General features: G+C 61.5%; 10 protein-coding genes. 4 read left to right on the top strand and 6 right to left on the bottom strand.

Going from position 1 to position 15,548, the window contains the following annotated elements:
* Positions 1-53: 53 nt before the first annotated feature.
* Entirely contained in the window at positions 54-2,240 is a 2,187-nt protein-coding gene (locus BLW71_RS29820) for a TonB-dependent receptor (RefSeq protein WP_091805575.1), read from the bottom strand.
* A 453-nt stretch (positions 2,241-2,693) separates the two neighbouring features.
* Here BLW71_RS29820 and BLW71_RS29815 point away from each other — a divergent pair, with 453 nt between their 5' ends.
* Positions 2,694-3,689 (top strand): aldo/keto reductase, encoded by a 996-nt coding sequence (locus tag BLW71_RS29815; protein WP_091805572.1) that lies wholly within the window; start codon positions 2,694-2,696, stop codon positions 3,687-3,689.
* A 42-nt stretch (positions 3,690-3,731) separates the two neighbouring features.
* Here BLW71_RS29815 and BLW71_RS29810 read toward each other — a convergent pair whose 3' ends face one another.
* The 4 genes from BLW71_RS29810 to BLW71_RS29795 all read right to left on the bottom strand — a co-directional run bounded on the left by BLW71_RS29810 (position 3,732) and on the right by BLW71_RS29795 (position 11,180).
* Positions 3,732-4,532 (bottom strand): ROK family protein, encoded by an 801-nt coding sequence (locus BLW71_RS29810; protein ID WP_091805569.1) that lies wholly within the window; start codon positions 4,530-4,532, stop codon positions 3,732-3,734.
* Positions 4,533-4,567: 35 nt separating this feature from the next.
* Entirely contained in the window at positions 4,568-6,175 is a 1,608-nt protein-coding gene (gene zwf / locus BLW71_RS29805; protein WP_091805567.1) for a glucose-6-phosphate dehydrogenase, read from the bottom strand.
* A 160-nt stretch (positions 6,176-6,335) separates the two neighbouring features.
* The gene (locus BLW71_RS29800; protein WP_091805564.1) at positions 6,336-9,146 is read right to left on the bottom strand and encodes an MGH1-like glycoside hydrolase domain-containing protein; all 2,811 of its coding nucleotides are present in this window, start codon (positions 9,144-9,146) and stop codon (positions 6,336-6,338) included.
* A 51-nt stretch (positions 9,147-9,197) separates the two neighbouring features.
* Positions 9,198-11,180 (bottom strand): amylo-alpha-1,6-glucosidase, encoded by a 1,983-nt coding sequence (locus BLW71_RS29795; protein WP_091805560.1) that lies wholly within the window; start codon positions 11,178-11,180, stop codon positions 9,198-9,200.
* Positions 11,181-11,391: 211 nt separating this feature from the next.
* Between BLW71_RS29795 and BLW71_RS29790 the strand changes: the two genes are divergently transcribed.
* From BLW71_RS29790 to BLW71_RS29780, 3 genes are all read left to right on the top strand, one after another.
* Positions 11,392-11,730 carry a hypothetical protein gene (locus tag BLW71_RS29790; RefSeq protein WP_091809046.1) on the top strand — a complete coding sequence of 113 codons (339 nt, stop codon included), beginning with the start codon at positions 11,392-11,394 and terminating at the stop codon, positions 11,728-11,730.
* A gap of 59 nt (positions 11,731-11,789) precedes the next feature.
* The gene (locus tag BLW71_RS29785) at positions 11,790-13,943 is read left to right on the top strand and encodes a phosphocholine-specific phospholipase C (protein WP_091805557.1); all 2,154 of its coding nucleotides are present in this window, start codon (positions 11,790-11,792) and stop codon (positions 13,941-13,943) included.
* 146 nt (positions 13,944-14,089) lie between these two features.
* Entirely contained in the window at positions 14,090-14,359 is a 270-nt protein-coding gene (locus BLW71_RS29780) for a cupin domain-containing protein (protein ID WP_091809044.1), read from the top strand.
* Positions 14,360-14,402: 43 nt separating this feature from the next.
* Here the strand turns inward: BLW71_RS29780 and BLW71_RS29775 are convergent, their stop codons facing one another.
* Positions 14,403-15,518, bottom strand: coding sequence for a succinylglutamate desuccinylase/aspartoacylase family protein (locus BLW71_RS29775; protein WP_091805554.1), 1,116 nt, complete (start codon positions 15,516-15,518; stop codon positions 14,403-14,405).
* Positions 15,519-15,548 lie beyond the last annotated feature (30 nt).

Raw genomic sequence — 15,548 nt, 5'->3', positions numbered from 1 at the left:
GTCGACTTGCCGTCTTCGAAAACGGCAAGCCTAACGCACCCGTTCAACGTGTATCAAAAGCGGTAATCGAACGTCGCCAGCAACGTGCGTCCGATACCCGGTACGGAACGGCCGCCGTCCGACGGAATCAACGCGTCGTAGTACGTCTTGTTGGTCAGGTTCAGCAGGTTCAGGCGGACGTCGTATTTCTTCGCGTGATACGCCGCGGTCGCATCCCAGCGCGTGTAGCCCGGCACCTGCACGTAATTCGTGTTCGATGCGTAACGCGGCGACATATACGTCGGACCGCCGCCGATTTCCCAATGCGGCGTGAACGCGTAGGTAGTCCAGAACGTCAGCGTGTTACGCGGCGTGTTGGCCGGCACGTGACCTTGCGTGCCGTCGCGCGCCTTCAGGATGATGGCGTCCATGTAGGTGTAGCCGCCGAACACTTGCCATTTGTCCGTAATGTGGCCCGTCACCCCGGCCTGGAATCCGTCTACGCGAACGTCGCCGTCCAGCTCGTATTCCGTCGGCGACACCTGGGTGCGCGCGTTGGTTTTTTCCTGGCGGAAGAATGACGACGTCACCGAGAGATTGCCGCCGAGCAGATCCCATTTCGCGCCGACTTCGTACGATCTGGTCGACTCGGGCGCGAGGTTCTGCGTAAGGTTGGTCACCGTCAGCGCTTCGAGCGACGGATTGAACGACGTGCCGTAGGAGACGTAGTACGACTGCCAGTCGGTCGGCTGATAGATGACCCCGGCGCGCACGCTGGTGAAGAAATTGGTTTGCGTGGCGTAGCCCGGCAGGCTGATCGTGTTGTGGATCTGCGCCTGGAAGCGATCCCAACGCAAGCCGCCAATCACCTTCCATTGCTGGCCGATCGATACGGTGTCGTTCAGGTAGGCGCCGATTTCGTTCGACCCGGAGTCCGCATGGTTGCCGACCGTCGTCGTCACACCTGCGGGCGTAGACAGATACGCCGGATTCACCATCGAAACGACCGGCAGATTGTTACGCGTGTACGCCTGGTTCGAATAGCTGTCGTGACCGAGGCTGACACCGGCGATCAGGTCGTGCTTGATCGGGCCGGTCACGAATTTGTATTGCAGCATCGTGTCGTTGTACAGCGAGTGGTTCTCGATCACACGGTCGTGGCTTTGCAACTTGATGAACAGTTGCGACGGCGACAACGTCGTGTAATTGCCGTTGGTCAACGCGGTGCTGCTGGCGAGCGGCCCCGTCAGCACCGCTTGCGGCGCGGTTTCGCGCGCGTCGGTCATCGAGTGCGAGAACTGCGTCTGGTTGGTCAGGATCAGGTTGTCCGAAAACTTGTGCTTGATCGCGGCGGTGACCGTCTGCACGTCCTGAATCGTGCGGTCGGTGGTCAAGCCGTAGAAGGTGTTCTTCGGCACCGGCGACGGGTGGCCGTTCAACGCCTGCACGCCGTAGTCAGGCATGTCGTAGTTGTGCTGGATCAGCGCGGAGATCGTGACTTCGGTCGGCGTGCCGATCCCGAAGCGCACTTCCGGCGCGATGCCGTAGTCCTTGTTCTTCATCTCGTCGCGCGTCGAACCGAGGCTTTGGCCGAATGCGTTCAGGCGAATCGCCGAGGTCTCCGTCAGCTTATGGTTCACATCGACGGTGCTGCGATATTTGGCGTCGGTGCCGATCATGCCCGTGACTTCCGCCGAGTCCTTCAGGTTCGCCTTCTTGCTGACCTGGTTGATCACGCCGCCCGTCGAACCGCGGCCGAACAGCATCGACGAAGGACCGTACAGCACTTCGATTTCTTCGAGGTCGAACGTGTCGCGATAGTACTGGTTGCGATCGCGGAAACCGTCCAGATAGATGTCGTTCTGTGCGGTAAAGCCGCGCAGGTTGATGTTGTTGCCGATCTGACCGCCTTCGGCCGCGCCGATCGTCACGCCCGGCGCGTTGCGCAGCGCGTCCTGGAACGAGGTCGCGCCTTGCGATTGCAGCACGGCCTTGTTGATGACCGTGACGGTCTGCGGAATATCGCGCAGCGCCGTGGGGGTCTTTGCACCGACCGTCGACCGCTCTGCCTGGAAGTCCTGTTGTTCAGCCTGTGCCGAGACGCCGATGGTCGGCAAGGTATGGCTGTCGGCGGTGGTGGTCGCGGCCGGCGGCGCGGCCGGCGACGCGGTTTGCGGAGCAGTCTGCGCGACCGCCGGAGTCGCAAAAGGAACGGCAAAAGCTAGCGCTAACGCTGTCGCAAGCGGCGTGTGGTTGAACATGGAAATCCCGTCAGAGATGCGCTTGCCCGATTCGCATACCTGAGATGGAATCAATGACAAATTCGCAATTGGCTGGCTGCCGGTCTCGTGCGCACGGCACCGATGACGGGATGGCTGGCTGCTGTTAAATGAGAATCGCTATCATTCCACACGCATAAAACCGCATCAATCGCAGCGTCGCTTACCCCTCGTAACGGAATTGTTTCTATTTTTTACGATTGAAAGGCTTATGTAATGTAATGCGTTCGAGTTATGCCTGAATATTACATTTCAGTAATGTTACTTGTATTGAAATAAAAGGCTTTCTGGCTTGTAAGTTCAAAACACACCGAACCGAAGCTTTCAACTTACTAACGGTTTACAGCGATCGCAGCCGGCATCAATTCCCGACACGGTTTATCCTTTTTGCAACACTGCATCTTGAACTGTTCCGTTCATCCCCCGGAGTTGACCATGCAATACCGCAAATTCGGCCGTACCGGCCTGACCGTTTCGCGCCTGTGTCTCGGCACGATGACCTTCGGCCTGCAGACCGAAGAAGATGACTCGCATCGCATTCTCGACACGGCGGCGGATGCCGGCGTGAACTTCATCGATACGGCCAATGTGTATCCGCTCGGCGGCGGCGAGAATATTGCCGGTCGCACGGAGGAGATCGTCGGGCGCTGGCTGAAGGGCAAACGCGACCGCTTCATTCTGGCGACGAAAGCGGTCGGCAAGATGGGACCGGCGGCGTGGGACCAAGGGGCATCGCGCAAACATCTGCTGGACGCCATCGACGCCTCCTTGCAGCGCCTCGGCACCGATTACGTCGACCTCTACCAGCTTCACTCCGACGACGCGAATACGCCGCTCGACGAAACCCTCGAGGCGCTGGACGTGATCGTGCGATCAGGCAAGGCGCGTTATATCGGCGTGTCGAATTTTCTCGCGTATCGGCTCGCCCGCGCCTTGGGCCGCGCCGATGTTTTGCGGGTGGCGCGCTTCGTCTCCGTGCAGCCTCGCTATAACCTGCTGTTCCGGCAGATCGAGCGCGAGTTGCTGCCTCTCGCAGACGAAGAGCAACTGGCCGTAATGCCATACAACCCGCTCGCGGGTGGGCTGCTCACGGGCAAGCATCAACTGGATGCGACGCCGACGTCCGGCCGTTTCACCGAAACCGTCGGCAAGGCCGGCGCGATGTATCAGCAGCGGTATTGGCACAAACGCGAGTTCGAGACGATCGAGCAATTGAAAGCCATCGTGGCGCCAACCGGTGAATCGCTGACGCGGATTTCGCTCGCCTGGGTGCTGGCGAACCCGCTCGTCACATCCGCGATTATCGGTGCGAGCCGCGCCGAGCAATTGAGCGATACGCTCGCGGCGTCCGAGTTCGTGCTCGATCCGCAGATCAAGACGCAACTCGACGAAGCGAGCGTGGAATACCGTTGGGGTGACGCGGCGCGTTAAGCGCAACCGCCTGCCGCGAGGGCTGCAGGCGCCGCGCGAAGATCACTTGAAGCGGCCCGTCCGTTGATTGGCTTCCGGCAATTGCCGCGATTCACGCATGGACTTTGCATGCCATAGACGCGCGCCGCCTTCAATGCCCGCATCGTTCGAAACGGTCGCCACGTTTGCCGGCAGATCGAACTTGAGCCGCGCGGCGTTGCCGCCCCCAATCCACAGTTTGTCGTAGTTCACCAGCGCGCTCAGGATCCCGATCACCTTCTGAACGCGCCGGTTCCAGCGTTTGTTTCCGACTTTCTCACGCGCCGCCTCGCCGATGTATTCGTCGTAAGCCACGCCCTTCTTGCTGACCGGGTGATGCGCAAGCTCCAGATGGGGCATCAGCTCACCGTCGCGAAACATCGCCGTCCCCGCGCCCGTGCCGAGCGTCAGCACGAATTCGAGGCCTTGGCCCTGGATCGCAGCGAAACCCTGCATCTCGGCGTCGTTGATCATACGAACCGGCAATCCGCCCAGGCGCTGTGCCAGTGAATCAGCCAGTGGAATATCGTGCCAGCCTTCGACGCCAAAGTGCGGCGCGGTCAGAATACGGTTGTTGCGCACCACGCCCGGAAAGCCGATCGACATCAGCGTAGGCGGCTCCTGTTCGACGAGCGGAGCGACCAGCGTCGCCAGCGCGTCCACGAGTTGATCCGGCGTACACGGATGCGGTGTCGCCACTCGCACGCGCTCCGTTTTCATCTTGCCGTCCGCGTCGATGATCGCGGCTTTCAAACCCGTGCCACCAACGTCGATCGCCAGAATTCGCTCGGTACTGCTTGTCACTTTCGTCTTACGTGTCGCCACGGTGTCCCCCGATTGCGTTAGTGCGGCTCGTTGAATTACTTCTTCTGAACGGCGTCCTGTTTCAACAGCCGCCATTTGTGACCGTCGCGCGCCAATAGCGCGTCTGCTTCCGCGGGACCTTCGCTGCCGGCCGCATAACCATGCACCGGCATCGCACCGCCCGATTTCGGATGCAGCACGTCGTCCACCGCGCACCAACTCGTTTCGATACTGTCGGCACGCTGAAATAGCGTCTCGTCGCCGAGCATGCAGTCGTAGAGCAAGGTCTCGTAGCCGACGTTCGCCCGCTCCGCGAAAAAGTCGCCATAGTCGAACGACGACTGCACTGGCCCGACTTGCATGACCGGCCCCGGCGTCTTCACGTTGAAGTCGAAGCTCGTGCCATGCGCGGGATCGATGCGCAAGGTCAGCACGTTAGGCGTAAGTGCGTCCACTGGAGTGTCACGAAACAGGCGGAACGGCACCGGCTTCAGTTGCACCGAGATTTCCGTGCGACGCGCGGCCAAGCGCTTGCCGGTGCGCAGATAGAACGGCACGCCGGCCCAACGCCAGTTCTCGACGAACACGCGTGCCGCTGCGTAGGTTTCCGTCGTGCTGTCCGGCGCGACGTCCGGCTCCTCGCGGTAGCCGACACCCGCCGGGCCCTTTGCATATTGACCGAACACGACGTCGTCCGGAGTCAGCGGCTGGATGGCGTCGAAGATCTCGGCCTTCTTGTCGCGCACGGCTTCGGCGTCGAACGAATTGGGCGGCTCCATGGCGACCATGCCGAGCAACTGGAACAGATGATTCGGCACCATGTCGCGGAACGCACCGGTCTGTTCGTAGAATTTGCCGCGCCCTTCCACGCCGATCGTCTCCGCGGCGGTGATCTGCACACAGTCGATATATTCGCGCCGCCACATCGGTTCGAACAGCGCATTGGCGAAGCGCACCGCGAGAATGCTCTGCACGGTGTCCTTGCCGAGAAAGTGATCGATGCGATAGATCTGCGATTCCTTTGCGTACGACAGGATATGCGCGTTCAGATCGCGTGCCGAAGCGAGATCGGTGCCGAACGGTTTTTCGATCACAAGCCGGCGGAAGCCGCCGCTGTCGCCCTCGTTCAGCAGGCCAGCATTGCCGAGACGCTCGACGATCGGTTTAAAAAACCGCGAGCTGACCGCGAGGTAGAAGATCACGTTAGCGCCCGGCGCTTGCTCGATCTTTTGCTTGAGCTTCGCGAAGACATCGTCGGTTTCGAATTCGCCGGCCATGTATTCGAGCCGTTGCGCAACCCAGTCCCACGCCTGGTCGTCGAGCTTGCCGGCGTGGAAGGTGCTGGCTTTGTCGGCGGCAAACTGCTCGAGCGACTTGTGCAGGTCTTCGCGCCACTCGCTCGTCTCGCGCTCGCCATGATTCACACCGATGATTTTCATCCCGCCGTCGAGCAGGCTGTCCACCGCCAGGTTGTAGAGCGCCGGCATGAGGAGCCGTTTGGTCAGGTCGCCGCCCGCGCCGAAGATCACCAGCGTACAAGGTGGCGCGGGCCGCTTGCCAGCCGGCGAAGCCGGCGCTTGCTGCGGGCTCGCGCTGACTTTGCAACTCGGCTGTTGACTGGCGGCTGGGCGAGCGGATGTTCGGTTATTCGGTGTAGTCGACATGGGATTCACTTTTGGAAACCAATGGAACGAGCGTGGTGATACATGAAAGACCACGCTTGAACCCACACAGTTCAAAAACCGCCGCGCACCCCTGTTCGCCGTGCGATGTTGTAGGGCTTATGTAACCTCACTCACCTCATAGACTCGGCGCCGCCGCGCACTACTTCGCCGATGCGTGCGCGGGCTCGGGTGCGGATGCCGGCGCGGGCTCGGGCGACCGTGCCGCCGCTGTGGCTTGCGCCGACGGTGAAGCCGCCACAGGCTCCCGATCCGTTTCGCCCGGCAACGGCACGTTGCCCGATGCGCCCATCACGCGCGGCTGCAATAACAAGGCGACCAGACCGGTCCAGCCGGTTTGATGCGAAGCGCCCACGCCGCGCCCGGTATCGCCATGAAAATACTCATGGAACAGGATCAGGTCGCGCGAGCGCGGGTCGGTCTGCAATAACGGATACGCGCCCATGACCGGACGCTCGCCGTCCTTGTTCTTGAGAAACAGCGTGGTACACCGGCGCGCCAGCTCGTCTGCAATTTCGCTCAGCGTGAACGCCTGGCCCGAGCCGGTCGGATACTCGACTTTAAAATTGTCGCCATAGTAGCGATGAAATTCATACAGCGATTCGATCAGCAGATAGTTCACCGGCATCCACACCGGACCGCGCCAGTTCGAATTACCGCCGAACACGCGCGTATCGGATTCGGCCGGCAAATACTTCACGGTGAAACTGTCGCCGTTGTGATTGAACACGAACGGCTGATCGCGATGAACGCGCGAGAGCGCTCGCACGCCGTGATCGGAAAGAAACTCGCTTTCGTCGAGCGCACGGCGCAGCAATGCTTTCATCCGATGCCCGCGCAATAGCGAGAGCAACAGCGAGTTACCCTTGCCCGGCTCGTTCCAGCGCGAAACCAGCTTCGCCAGATCCGGACGATGTTCGAGGAACCAGACAAGCCGCTCACGCAAACACGGCAAGCCACCATGCAGACGCTCTTCGAGCACATGCACGGCAAACAGCGGAATCAGCCCCACGATCGAGCGCAGGCGCATGGGAACGCTGCTGCCGTCCGGCAAACGCAGCTTGTCGTAGAAGAACTCGTCCTCGCTGTCCCACAAGCCGGTATCGCAGCCGTCGTCGCAACTCACGGCTTGCGCGATATACAGAAAGTGCTCGAAGAACTTCACGCCGATGTCGACGAAAACATGATTGGCGTACGCGAGTTCCAGCGCGATACGCATCAGGTCGAGCGCGTACGCGGCCATCCATGCGGTACCGTCGGCCTGGTCGATGTGGCCGCCGGTCGGCAGCGGCGACGAGCGGTCGAAAATACCGACGTTGTCCAGCCCAAGAAAGCCGCCCTGAAAAATGTTGTGGCCGTCGGCGTCCTTACGGTTTACCCACCAGGAGAAGTTCAGCAGCAGCTTGTGGAAAACGAGTTCGAGAAAATCGCGATCGCCCTTGCCCGTGAGCGCGCGGTCGATTTCGTACACGCGCCACGCGGCCCACGCATGCACCGGCGGATTGGCGTCGCCGAGCGCCCACTCATACGCAGGAATCTGGCCGTTCGGATGCTGATAGCGGTCCTTCACCAGCAACAGCAATTGCCGCTTCGCGAACGCCGGGTCGATCAGCGCGAACGCGGCGGCATGAAACGCTAGGTCCCACGACGCGTACCACGGGTATTCCCACTTGTCGGGCATCGACACGATGTCCGCGTTGCACAAGTGCCGCCAGTCCATATTGCGGCCATGCTTGCGGCTCGCAGGCGGCGCCGGCTGAAGCGGGTCGCCCTCGAGCCAGCGTTGCACGTCGTACTGGTAGTACTGCTTCGACCACAGCATGCCGGCGAGCGCCTGACGCTGCACGAGGCGCGCGTCGGGGTCGGTAATATCGTGCTGCAACGCGCCATAGAACTCGTCGGCCTCGGCAATGCGGTGCGCGAATATCGCGTCGGCGTCGAGTTGCACGTCGTCGGGACTCGACTGCGGACGCCAGCGCATGTACACGACCGCACGTCCACGGGGTCCGAGCTCGATCGCAGCATGCGCGCCGGCCTTGGTGCCAGCGTTTCGGCGAATCGCGTGTTCATCGCCGTGCACGAGATAATCGTTGAAACCGTCTTTGAACGGACCCGCGCCATCCGTATTGAAGAGACGCTTGACGTTGGTGTCGTTCTCGCAGAAGAGCCATGTCACCGGCGCGTCTTTCGACCATGCCGTGACGACGATCGGCTCCTGGCCATGCTGATGCCCGACCACATGCGCCTCGCCATTGTGGTCCTTGCCGGCAACGAGCGAGGGCTTGTCCTTGTTCTCCTTCCACGACCACGAATTGCGCGCCCAGATTTGCGGCAGCACATCCAGTGAGGCCGCCTGGTCCGCGCGATTCTCGATGGTCACGCGCATGAGGATATCGTCCGGCGCGTGTTTCGCGTATTCCACCTGCACGTCGAAGTAGCGTAAATCGTCGAACACGCCCGTGTCGAGAATTTCGTACTCCGGCATGTCGCCGCCGCGTCGCGCGTTTTCCTGCACGAGGTCTTCGTAGGGATAGGCGGCATGCGGGTATTTGTAGAGCATGCGCATGTACGAATGCGTCGGCGTGCCGTCGACGTAAAAGTACAGCTCTTTCACATCTTCGCCGTGATTACCTTGAGCATTCGTGAGACCGAACAGGCGCTCCTTCAGGATCGCGTCCTTGCGATTCCAGAGCGCGAGCGAAATGCACCAGCTCAGCTTGTCGTCGCCGAATCCGGCAATGCCGTCTTCGCCCCAACGGTAAGCGCGGCTGCGCGCATGGTCGTGCGGAAACGAGTCCCACGCTGTACCGTCCGCGCTGTAATCCTCGCGCACGGTGCCCCATTGACGCTCGCTGAGATACGGTCCCCAGCGCTGCCAATGCGCACAGTCGGCCGAATGGAGCCGTGAACCCTCAATGGTGGCGAGCAGATTGGCAGCGCGCAGCGGTGGCATGACTACGTCCTTGCATCAGGCTTGGCGGTGGGACACACATCGTAGCGCGGTTTAGGCGCCGGCGGTCGGCAACCGGGCAAGCAGCGTTTCCATGCGCAGCAACTCGCCCAGCGACCAGGCCTGAAAGGGCGTGCCGGCCGGAGCGTGCGGCGCGTCGCCATCGGCGATTTCAGAGAGATGATCGAGGCCGGCATGATCGAGATGCGCGTAGAGCGGGTCGAGAAAGCGCGTTTTCGCTTGCATGCGGGCGTCCGCCTCGCCGCCGTGGATTCGCAGCCACGCTTCGACAAACGGACCGAGCAGCCACGGCCACGCGGTTCCTTGATGATAGGCGCCATCGCGCTCCAGTGGAGGCCCGCCGTAGTGTCCGCGATAAGCAGGGTCGGACGGTGCGAGCGTCCTCAGCCCCAGCGGCGTGAGCAACTGCGCTTCGACCTGGTCCAGCACTGCGCGCGCCGCCGCGCCTTGCAGCAAGGGAAACGGCAGGCCGCCTATGGCGAAGATCTGGTTGGGGCGGATCGAGCGGTCGATCGCGCCTTTGACGTGATCGACATCCACGTTGTCGAACAGACCTTGCGTGGCAGGATCGATGAAGCGTTCATGAAACGCTTGCAACGCTCGGTCGGCACCCGGCTGCCATTGCGAATTCCACGTTGCTGCAATGCGCAATGCGTTGATCCAGAGCGCCTGCACCTCGACCGGCTTGCCGATGCGCGGCGTCACCACCCAGTCGCCGACTTTCGCATCCATCCACGTGAGTTGCACGCCGGGTACGCCGGCGCTGAGCAGGCCGTCGTCGGCGGATGCCTGGATGTTGAAGCGCGTGCCTTTCGTGTAGCCCGCGAGGATGGATTCGCTCGCCTGTTGCAGACGCTGCTGCGTCGCAAGGCTAGCGTGATGGGTCGCGAGATAGTCGTGCACGGCGACGATGAACCACAGCGACGCATCCACCGAGTTGTATTCCGGCGTGTCGCCATAGTCGGGGAAGCGATTTGGCAGCATGCCTTCGGATAGCGTGCCTGACCATTCGAGCAGGATCGCTTCAGCGTCGTCGAGCCGGCCCGATGCGATCAGCAAGCCGCGCATTGCGATAAAGGTGTCGCGTCCCCAATCGGTGAACCATGGAAAACCCGCGAGGATCGTGCGGCCTTCGTTGCGCTCGACCACGTAGGTATCGGCAGAACGTTGCAGGCGAGAGCCAAGGGCGTCGCGGCGCTGTTGTTCGATGCGCGCGAGTTCTGTCGCATGCGCGGCTGCCGCCATTGCGTTTGGAGATTGCGTTGCGCTCGCAGTGTGAGAAGCGCTGAGAATCATCACGGCTTCACCATCGGCGAGATTGAAGGTGAGCACGCCGGGCGTCGCGAGATCCTCGCTGAAATCGAGCCCACGTTCTCGCTCGCGAACGTAGCAGAAGTTGCGATACCAATCCGGCGCGTGGGTGTAGACGCCGTTCGTCGCACACTGGATCACCGGCAGATCGCCGTAGGGTTGCCAGTTCACGCTGGTCCGATCGTCGCTCGTCTGCGCATTGAAATTGAACGCGGCGTTTTCATGATGCAGTGCGTGGTAGTCGCGGCCCGATAGTAGCGGCCTGACGTTCAATGTGAGAGGGATTGCTTCAGCTTTGTTTCCGACACCCTCCAGACGCCAGCGCAAAACCGTTTCGCCGGTCGCCTTGCTAACGAACACATCGGCGGTCAACACGAGATGCGTGTCGAGTTGCATACGCCACGTCGGCCACGGTGCGGTGTCGAACGTAACAAGACTCGCTGTCAGATCGGGATGGATCAGATCGGGCACGTATCGCTGCATGCTCAACGGATAACGCTTGCCATTCGCCTCCAGCCACGCCTCCACGCCGTTGACAAGCACGACACGCCCGCCTGGCGCACGCGTCGCCGAGAGCAGCAGCGCGTGATAGCGGCGCGTGCGCAGCATGCCGACCGTACCCGACGCGAACCCGCCGAAGCCATCCGCTTCCAGCCATTCGTCTTCGAGACGCGTGATGTCGAAAGGTCGTTCGATGTGTGTCATGAACTTACCGGTTGAACAAAGCCGTCAATCATTCGGTGTGCCCGGACGACAGACACATGGCGCTGCGGTGACCATTCTCCTACTTATCACTTTCCGCTTCCTTTCGGAAAACCGACTCGCAGACGCAAGTTTTACCACTCGCAAACGTTTCACAATTATTTCTTGAAAGGGTTGGAGACTGCATCCGCTTTCACGAAACTGGATGCAAAACATGAGAAGAGACAAAGGCCTCACGAGTGCCGCCTGGGTTGCCGCTCGGGCTTCCGCTTTGGTTGCGCTTGCAACTTTAGCGTTGAGCGGTTGCGGTGCGGATGATTCCGCGCCTTCCGCGGCGTCTTCATCGCAAGCCGTTGCCGGCACCGATGCCGCGCCCAGCGCGGCGATATCGCCCGCCACGCCGATCCTCAACGCATCTTCAACGCTTGCGGCAGACCCGGCCGCGGCCTCCGATCCAATCACGCAGAGCATGCAAGCCAGTCTCGCCGCGGACAACCAGCAAGTCGCACCCGTCATGCATTACGCGCCCGGCGACAACGGCAGCAGCAACTGACGCAATTCCACCGGCGCGCGAGCCGCGCTATTCTTTTCCCACGCAGAAGGTGATATTCGATGACATCAACTAGCCGTCGCCGTTTCCTGCAGACCGTGGCTTCATCCGCGGGCGCTGCTGCCGCACTGACCGCACTGCCCGAGTCGATTCGCAACGCACTTGCCGTTCCCGCGTTTTCGCGCACCGGCACGATCCGCGATGTCGAGCACATCGTCGTGTTCATGCAGGAGAACCGCTCGTTCGACCACTACTTCGGCCACCTGCGCGGTGTGCGTGGCTACAACGACCGCGTCCCGATTCCGCTGCCCAACGGCAAGCCGGTGTGGTATCAACCGTCGAAGGAAGATCCGACCCGGCCGGTCCTGCCGTTCCATCTGAACACGGCGACCACCAGCGCGCAATGCGTCGGCGATCTGGATCACTCCTGGTACAAGACCCATGCCGCAATCGACGGCGGCCGCTACGACCAATGGCCGGCCACCAAGACCGACATGACAATGGGTTATCACCTGCGCAGCGACATTCCGTTCCATTACGCGCTGGCCGATGCGTTCACCATCTGTGACGCGTACTTCTGCTCGCTGCCGGGACCGACGCACCCGAACCGCTCGTATCTGATGACCGGCATGGTCGATCCGACCGGCACGCTGGGTGGTCCGCTGCTCGACAACAACGATTTCGTCGACGGCGACGGGCCGCCGAATTACCAGTTGCTCTCGTGGACCACGTATCCGGAGCGTCTGCAGGCCGCGGGCATTTCGTGGCAGGTCTACCAGCAAGGCCTGACTGGCGCCGATCCGCTGAACGGCAACTACGGCACCAACATCCTGCAGAACTTCACGAACTTCATCAACGCGCAGCCGGGTTCGCCGTTGTATGAGCGCGCGCAAACCGTGCGCACCATCGCCGACCTGAAGGCCGACGTGCTGGCCAACAAGCTGCCGCAAGTGTCGTGGTTGTGCCCGCCGGCTGCGTACTCGGAACACCCGAGCTACACGCCCGCATACGGCGCGGAATACACCTCGCAGATTCTGGATGCGCTGACGTCGAATCCCGAAGTCTGGAGCAAGACCGTGCTGTTCATCATGTACGACGAGAACGACGGCTTCTTCGATCACCTCGTGCCGCCGCAACCGGCCACGACCGGCGCGCAAGGCAAGTCGACGGTCAGCACCGAAGGCGAAATTCACAACGTGGTGAACCCGTTGCGCGGCGGCAGTTACACCGCCGACGGCCTGCCCTACGGCCTCGGCCCGCGCGTGCCGATGACCATCGTGTCGCCGTGGAGCAAGGGCGGCTTTGTGTGCTCGCAGGTGTTCGATCACACGTCGGTGATTCGCTTCATCGAAGCACGCTTTGGCGTGTATGAGCCGAACATCACGGCATGGCGCCGCGCGGTGTGCGGCGACCTGACCACGGCGTTCGACTTCCGCACGCCGGACTCGAAGGTGCCGCCGCTGCCGGACACGAGCAACTACAAGAGCATCGCCGACAACCAGTGCGCCACGCAACCTAAGCCGACCGTCCCCGCGACGCCGGGCGCGATCGACCCGCAGGAAAGCGGGATTCGTTTCGCGCGCGCGTTGCCGTACGAGTTGCATGTGAACGGGCACGCAGACGCGAAGAAGAACACGTTCGAAATCTCGATCGGTAACACCGGCGATCAGGGCGCGCATTTCTATCTGTACTCGACCAATCGCACGGATGGCCCGTGGCGTTACACCGTCGAAGCAGGCAAGTCGCTCAACGAAACGTTCGATCTGACGGTGACCAACGGCGTGTACACGTTCGAAGTGTTCGGGCCGAATGGTTTCGTGCGCAAGTTTGCGGGCAACACGCAGCAGGCGACGGCGCAGAACGCGCAGTTCGCAGGCGGCCACGGCAGCAACAAGCGCGCGGAGCCGGAAGTGAAGGTGCAATACGACGTCGCGAACGGTAACGTGTTCCTCAAGTTCAGCAACAAGGGCGGCGGCATTGCGCGTTTGACGGTGACGGACAACGCCTACGGTGCGCGCGCTCGTCCGGTGCTGGTGCCGGCAGGCGCGCATATCGAAGAAGCGTGGGTACTGGCGTCGAGCCATCACTGGTACGACTTGACGGTGACGAGCAACGACGACGCCAGCTTCTCGCGCCGTGTTGCGGGTCACGTCGAGAATGGGCGGCCGAGCATTAGCGATCCGGCGGCGGTCGCGCCGGTGTTGGTGGCGAATTAAGAGCGGGTCATGCGCGCTGGGCTTCAATCGGGTAGGTGCCTGGTTTGGAAGGCTCGATCGAGGCCCAGTTGCGCGAGCACGCTCTGCAGAAAATCGCGCGCGGCGTTAAAGTGAAGCTCCACTATCGCTTTGCCGAGGCACACGCTATGGACCGTAACGCATTCACCGAAAGCCTGACGAAAGAAGGCTTCCCCGACGCCGTGGTTGTCACGCGCGAGGCGAACGTAGAGATGGAAGTTCACGAGCATCCCTTCGAAGCCAAGGCACTGATCCTGGAAGGCGAAATGAATATACGCGTGGGCGACGAAGAGCGCGCGTATCACGTCGGCGACGTTTTCCGCGTGCCTGCGAACAAACCTCATTCGGAGCGCTATGGCCCGAACGGCGTGACGTATCTGGTGGGCAGGAAGCAGTAAGACGCGGCCTGATAGACAGTCCGCGCCCAGAGAAAGAAAACTGTCAGGCGCCCAGCAATACCCCGGTCCTGAAAGGGCGCGTGCCCGTTACGCGCCCGAGCGGTGCGCCGGCCGTCACAAAGCGAATCGCGCGCCGCATGTAAAACACACCTTCCGTTTTGCTGACGATCGTTGTCGTCTCGTCCGTCAGCGGATCGACGATATCGAATAGCGGTTGCCCGACGCGAATCGTGTCGCCAATCTTCGCGCGATGAATGAGGATTCCGCTCACAGGCGCATAGAACTGTTCGCTGCCGGCCAGCGGGGTGGCCGGCGCCAGCAATTCCGGTAAAGGCTTCGCTTCGAGCTGGATCGCTCTGCGCCACACGAGGTAATCCACCAGCGCGTCGGCATCTTCCTGGGCGACCTCGTAGGAGACGTCGCGCTGTCCGCGGCATTCCACGGTCACGGCAATCGCACCGTTAGGCACCGGCTTGTCGGCCGGCAACGCCTGCTGCAATTGCCACCACAACAGGCTATGCGTTTCGTCGAATGCTTCGCCGCCCGAGTTGGTGGCGAGCAACGACGCCTGCGCCCCGAGATAGCGCGACAAAGGCTCGAACTCGGCCCACGCGGCCTCGCTCGTATAGAGATGCATCGCGGCTTCGAGCGAACAGTGCAGATCGATAATCACATCCGCATCGAACGAGAGTTTCAGCATTGCCAGTTGCAGCGATTCGAATTCCGTCAACGGTTTCTGCGCGGCCAGTTCTTCGCCAATCAACTGGCGAACAATCCGCACATTCTCGGCGGCATCGGAACCCAACGCTTCTTTGGCTTGGGCCACCAACTTCGGAAACTGCAGGAAGTGGCGATTGAAGTTCTTCCCGCTGCCCAGATCGAAGCGGCCAAGAAACTGGCCGAGCACATATTGTCCGAGCCCGACCGGATTCGCTACCGGCACCAGGACGATTTCCGCGTTCAGCGCACCCTGCTTCTCCAGTTCGAGCAAACGGCGCTTGAGCAATACCGTCGTCAGCATGGCGGGCGTTTCATCGGCATGCAGCGACGACTGGATATAGATCTTCTGACCGCTATTCGCGGGTCCGAAGTGAAACGACACCAGTTCACGGTGCGTGCCGATAGCCGGCGAGAGAAGCGGAATCGATTGCCTGTTCATGAGCGTGAGTCTTTAGAAGAAAGTCGGGAG

It is taken from the genome of Burkholderia sp. WP9 (genome assembly GCF_900104795.1).
Lineage (GTDB): Bacteria > Pseudomonadota > Gammaproteobacteria > Burkholderiales > Burkholderiaceae > Paraburkholderia.
The sequence above is the reverse complement of the archived record's forward strand: the minus strand, read 5'-3'. Positions and strand labels throughout refer to the sequence as shown.

What these genes read in the sequence shown, in the direction of transcription:
- BLW71_RS29820 (WP_091805575.1), bottom strand. Translation starts at nt 2,240, where the DNA reads ATGTTCAACCACACGCCGCTTGCGACAGCGTTAGCGCTAGCTTTTGCC.
- BLW71_RS29815 (WP_091805572.1), top strand. Translation starts at nt 2,694, where the DNA reads ATGCAATACCGCAAATTCGGCCGTACCGGCCTGACCGTTTCGCGCCTG.
- zwf (WP_091805567.1), bottom strand. Translation starts at nt 6,175, where the DNA reads ATGTCGACTACACCGAATAACCGAACATCCGCTCGCCCAGCCGCCAGT.
- BLW71_RS29800 (WP_091805564.1), bottom strand. Translation starts at nt 9,146, where the DNA reads ATGCCACCGCTGCGCGCTGCCAATCTGCTCGCCACCATTGAGGGTTCA.
- BLW71_RS29795 (WP_091805560.1), bottom strand. Translation starts at nt 11,180, where the DNA reads ATGACACACATCGAACGACCTTTCGACATCACGCGTCTCGAAGACGAA.
- BLW71_RS29790 (WP_091809046.1), top strand. Translation starts at nt 11,392, where the DNA reads ATGAGAAGAGACAAAGGCCTCACGAGTGCCGCCTGGGTTGCCGCTCGG.
- BLW71_RS29785 (WP_091805557.1), top strand. Translation starts at nt 11,790, where the DNA reads ATGACATCAACTAGCCGTCGCCGTTTCCTGCAGACCGTGGCTTCATCC.
- BLW71_RS29780 (WP_091809044.1), top strand. Translation starts at nt 14,090, where the DNA reads ATGGACCGTAACGCATTCACCGAAAGCCTGACGAAAGAAGGCTTCCCC.
- BLW71_RS29775 (WP_091805554.1), bottom strand. Translation starts at nt 15,518, where the DNA reads ATGAACAGGCAATCGATTCCGCTTCTCTCGCCGGCTATCGGCACGCAC.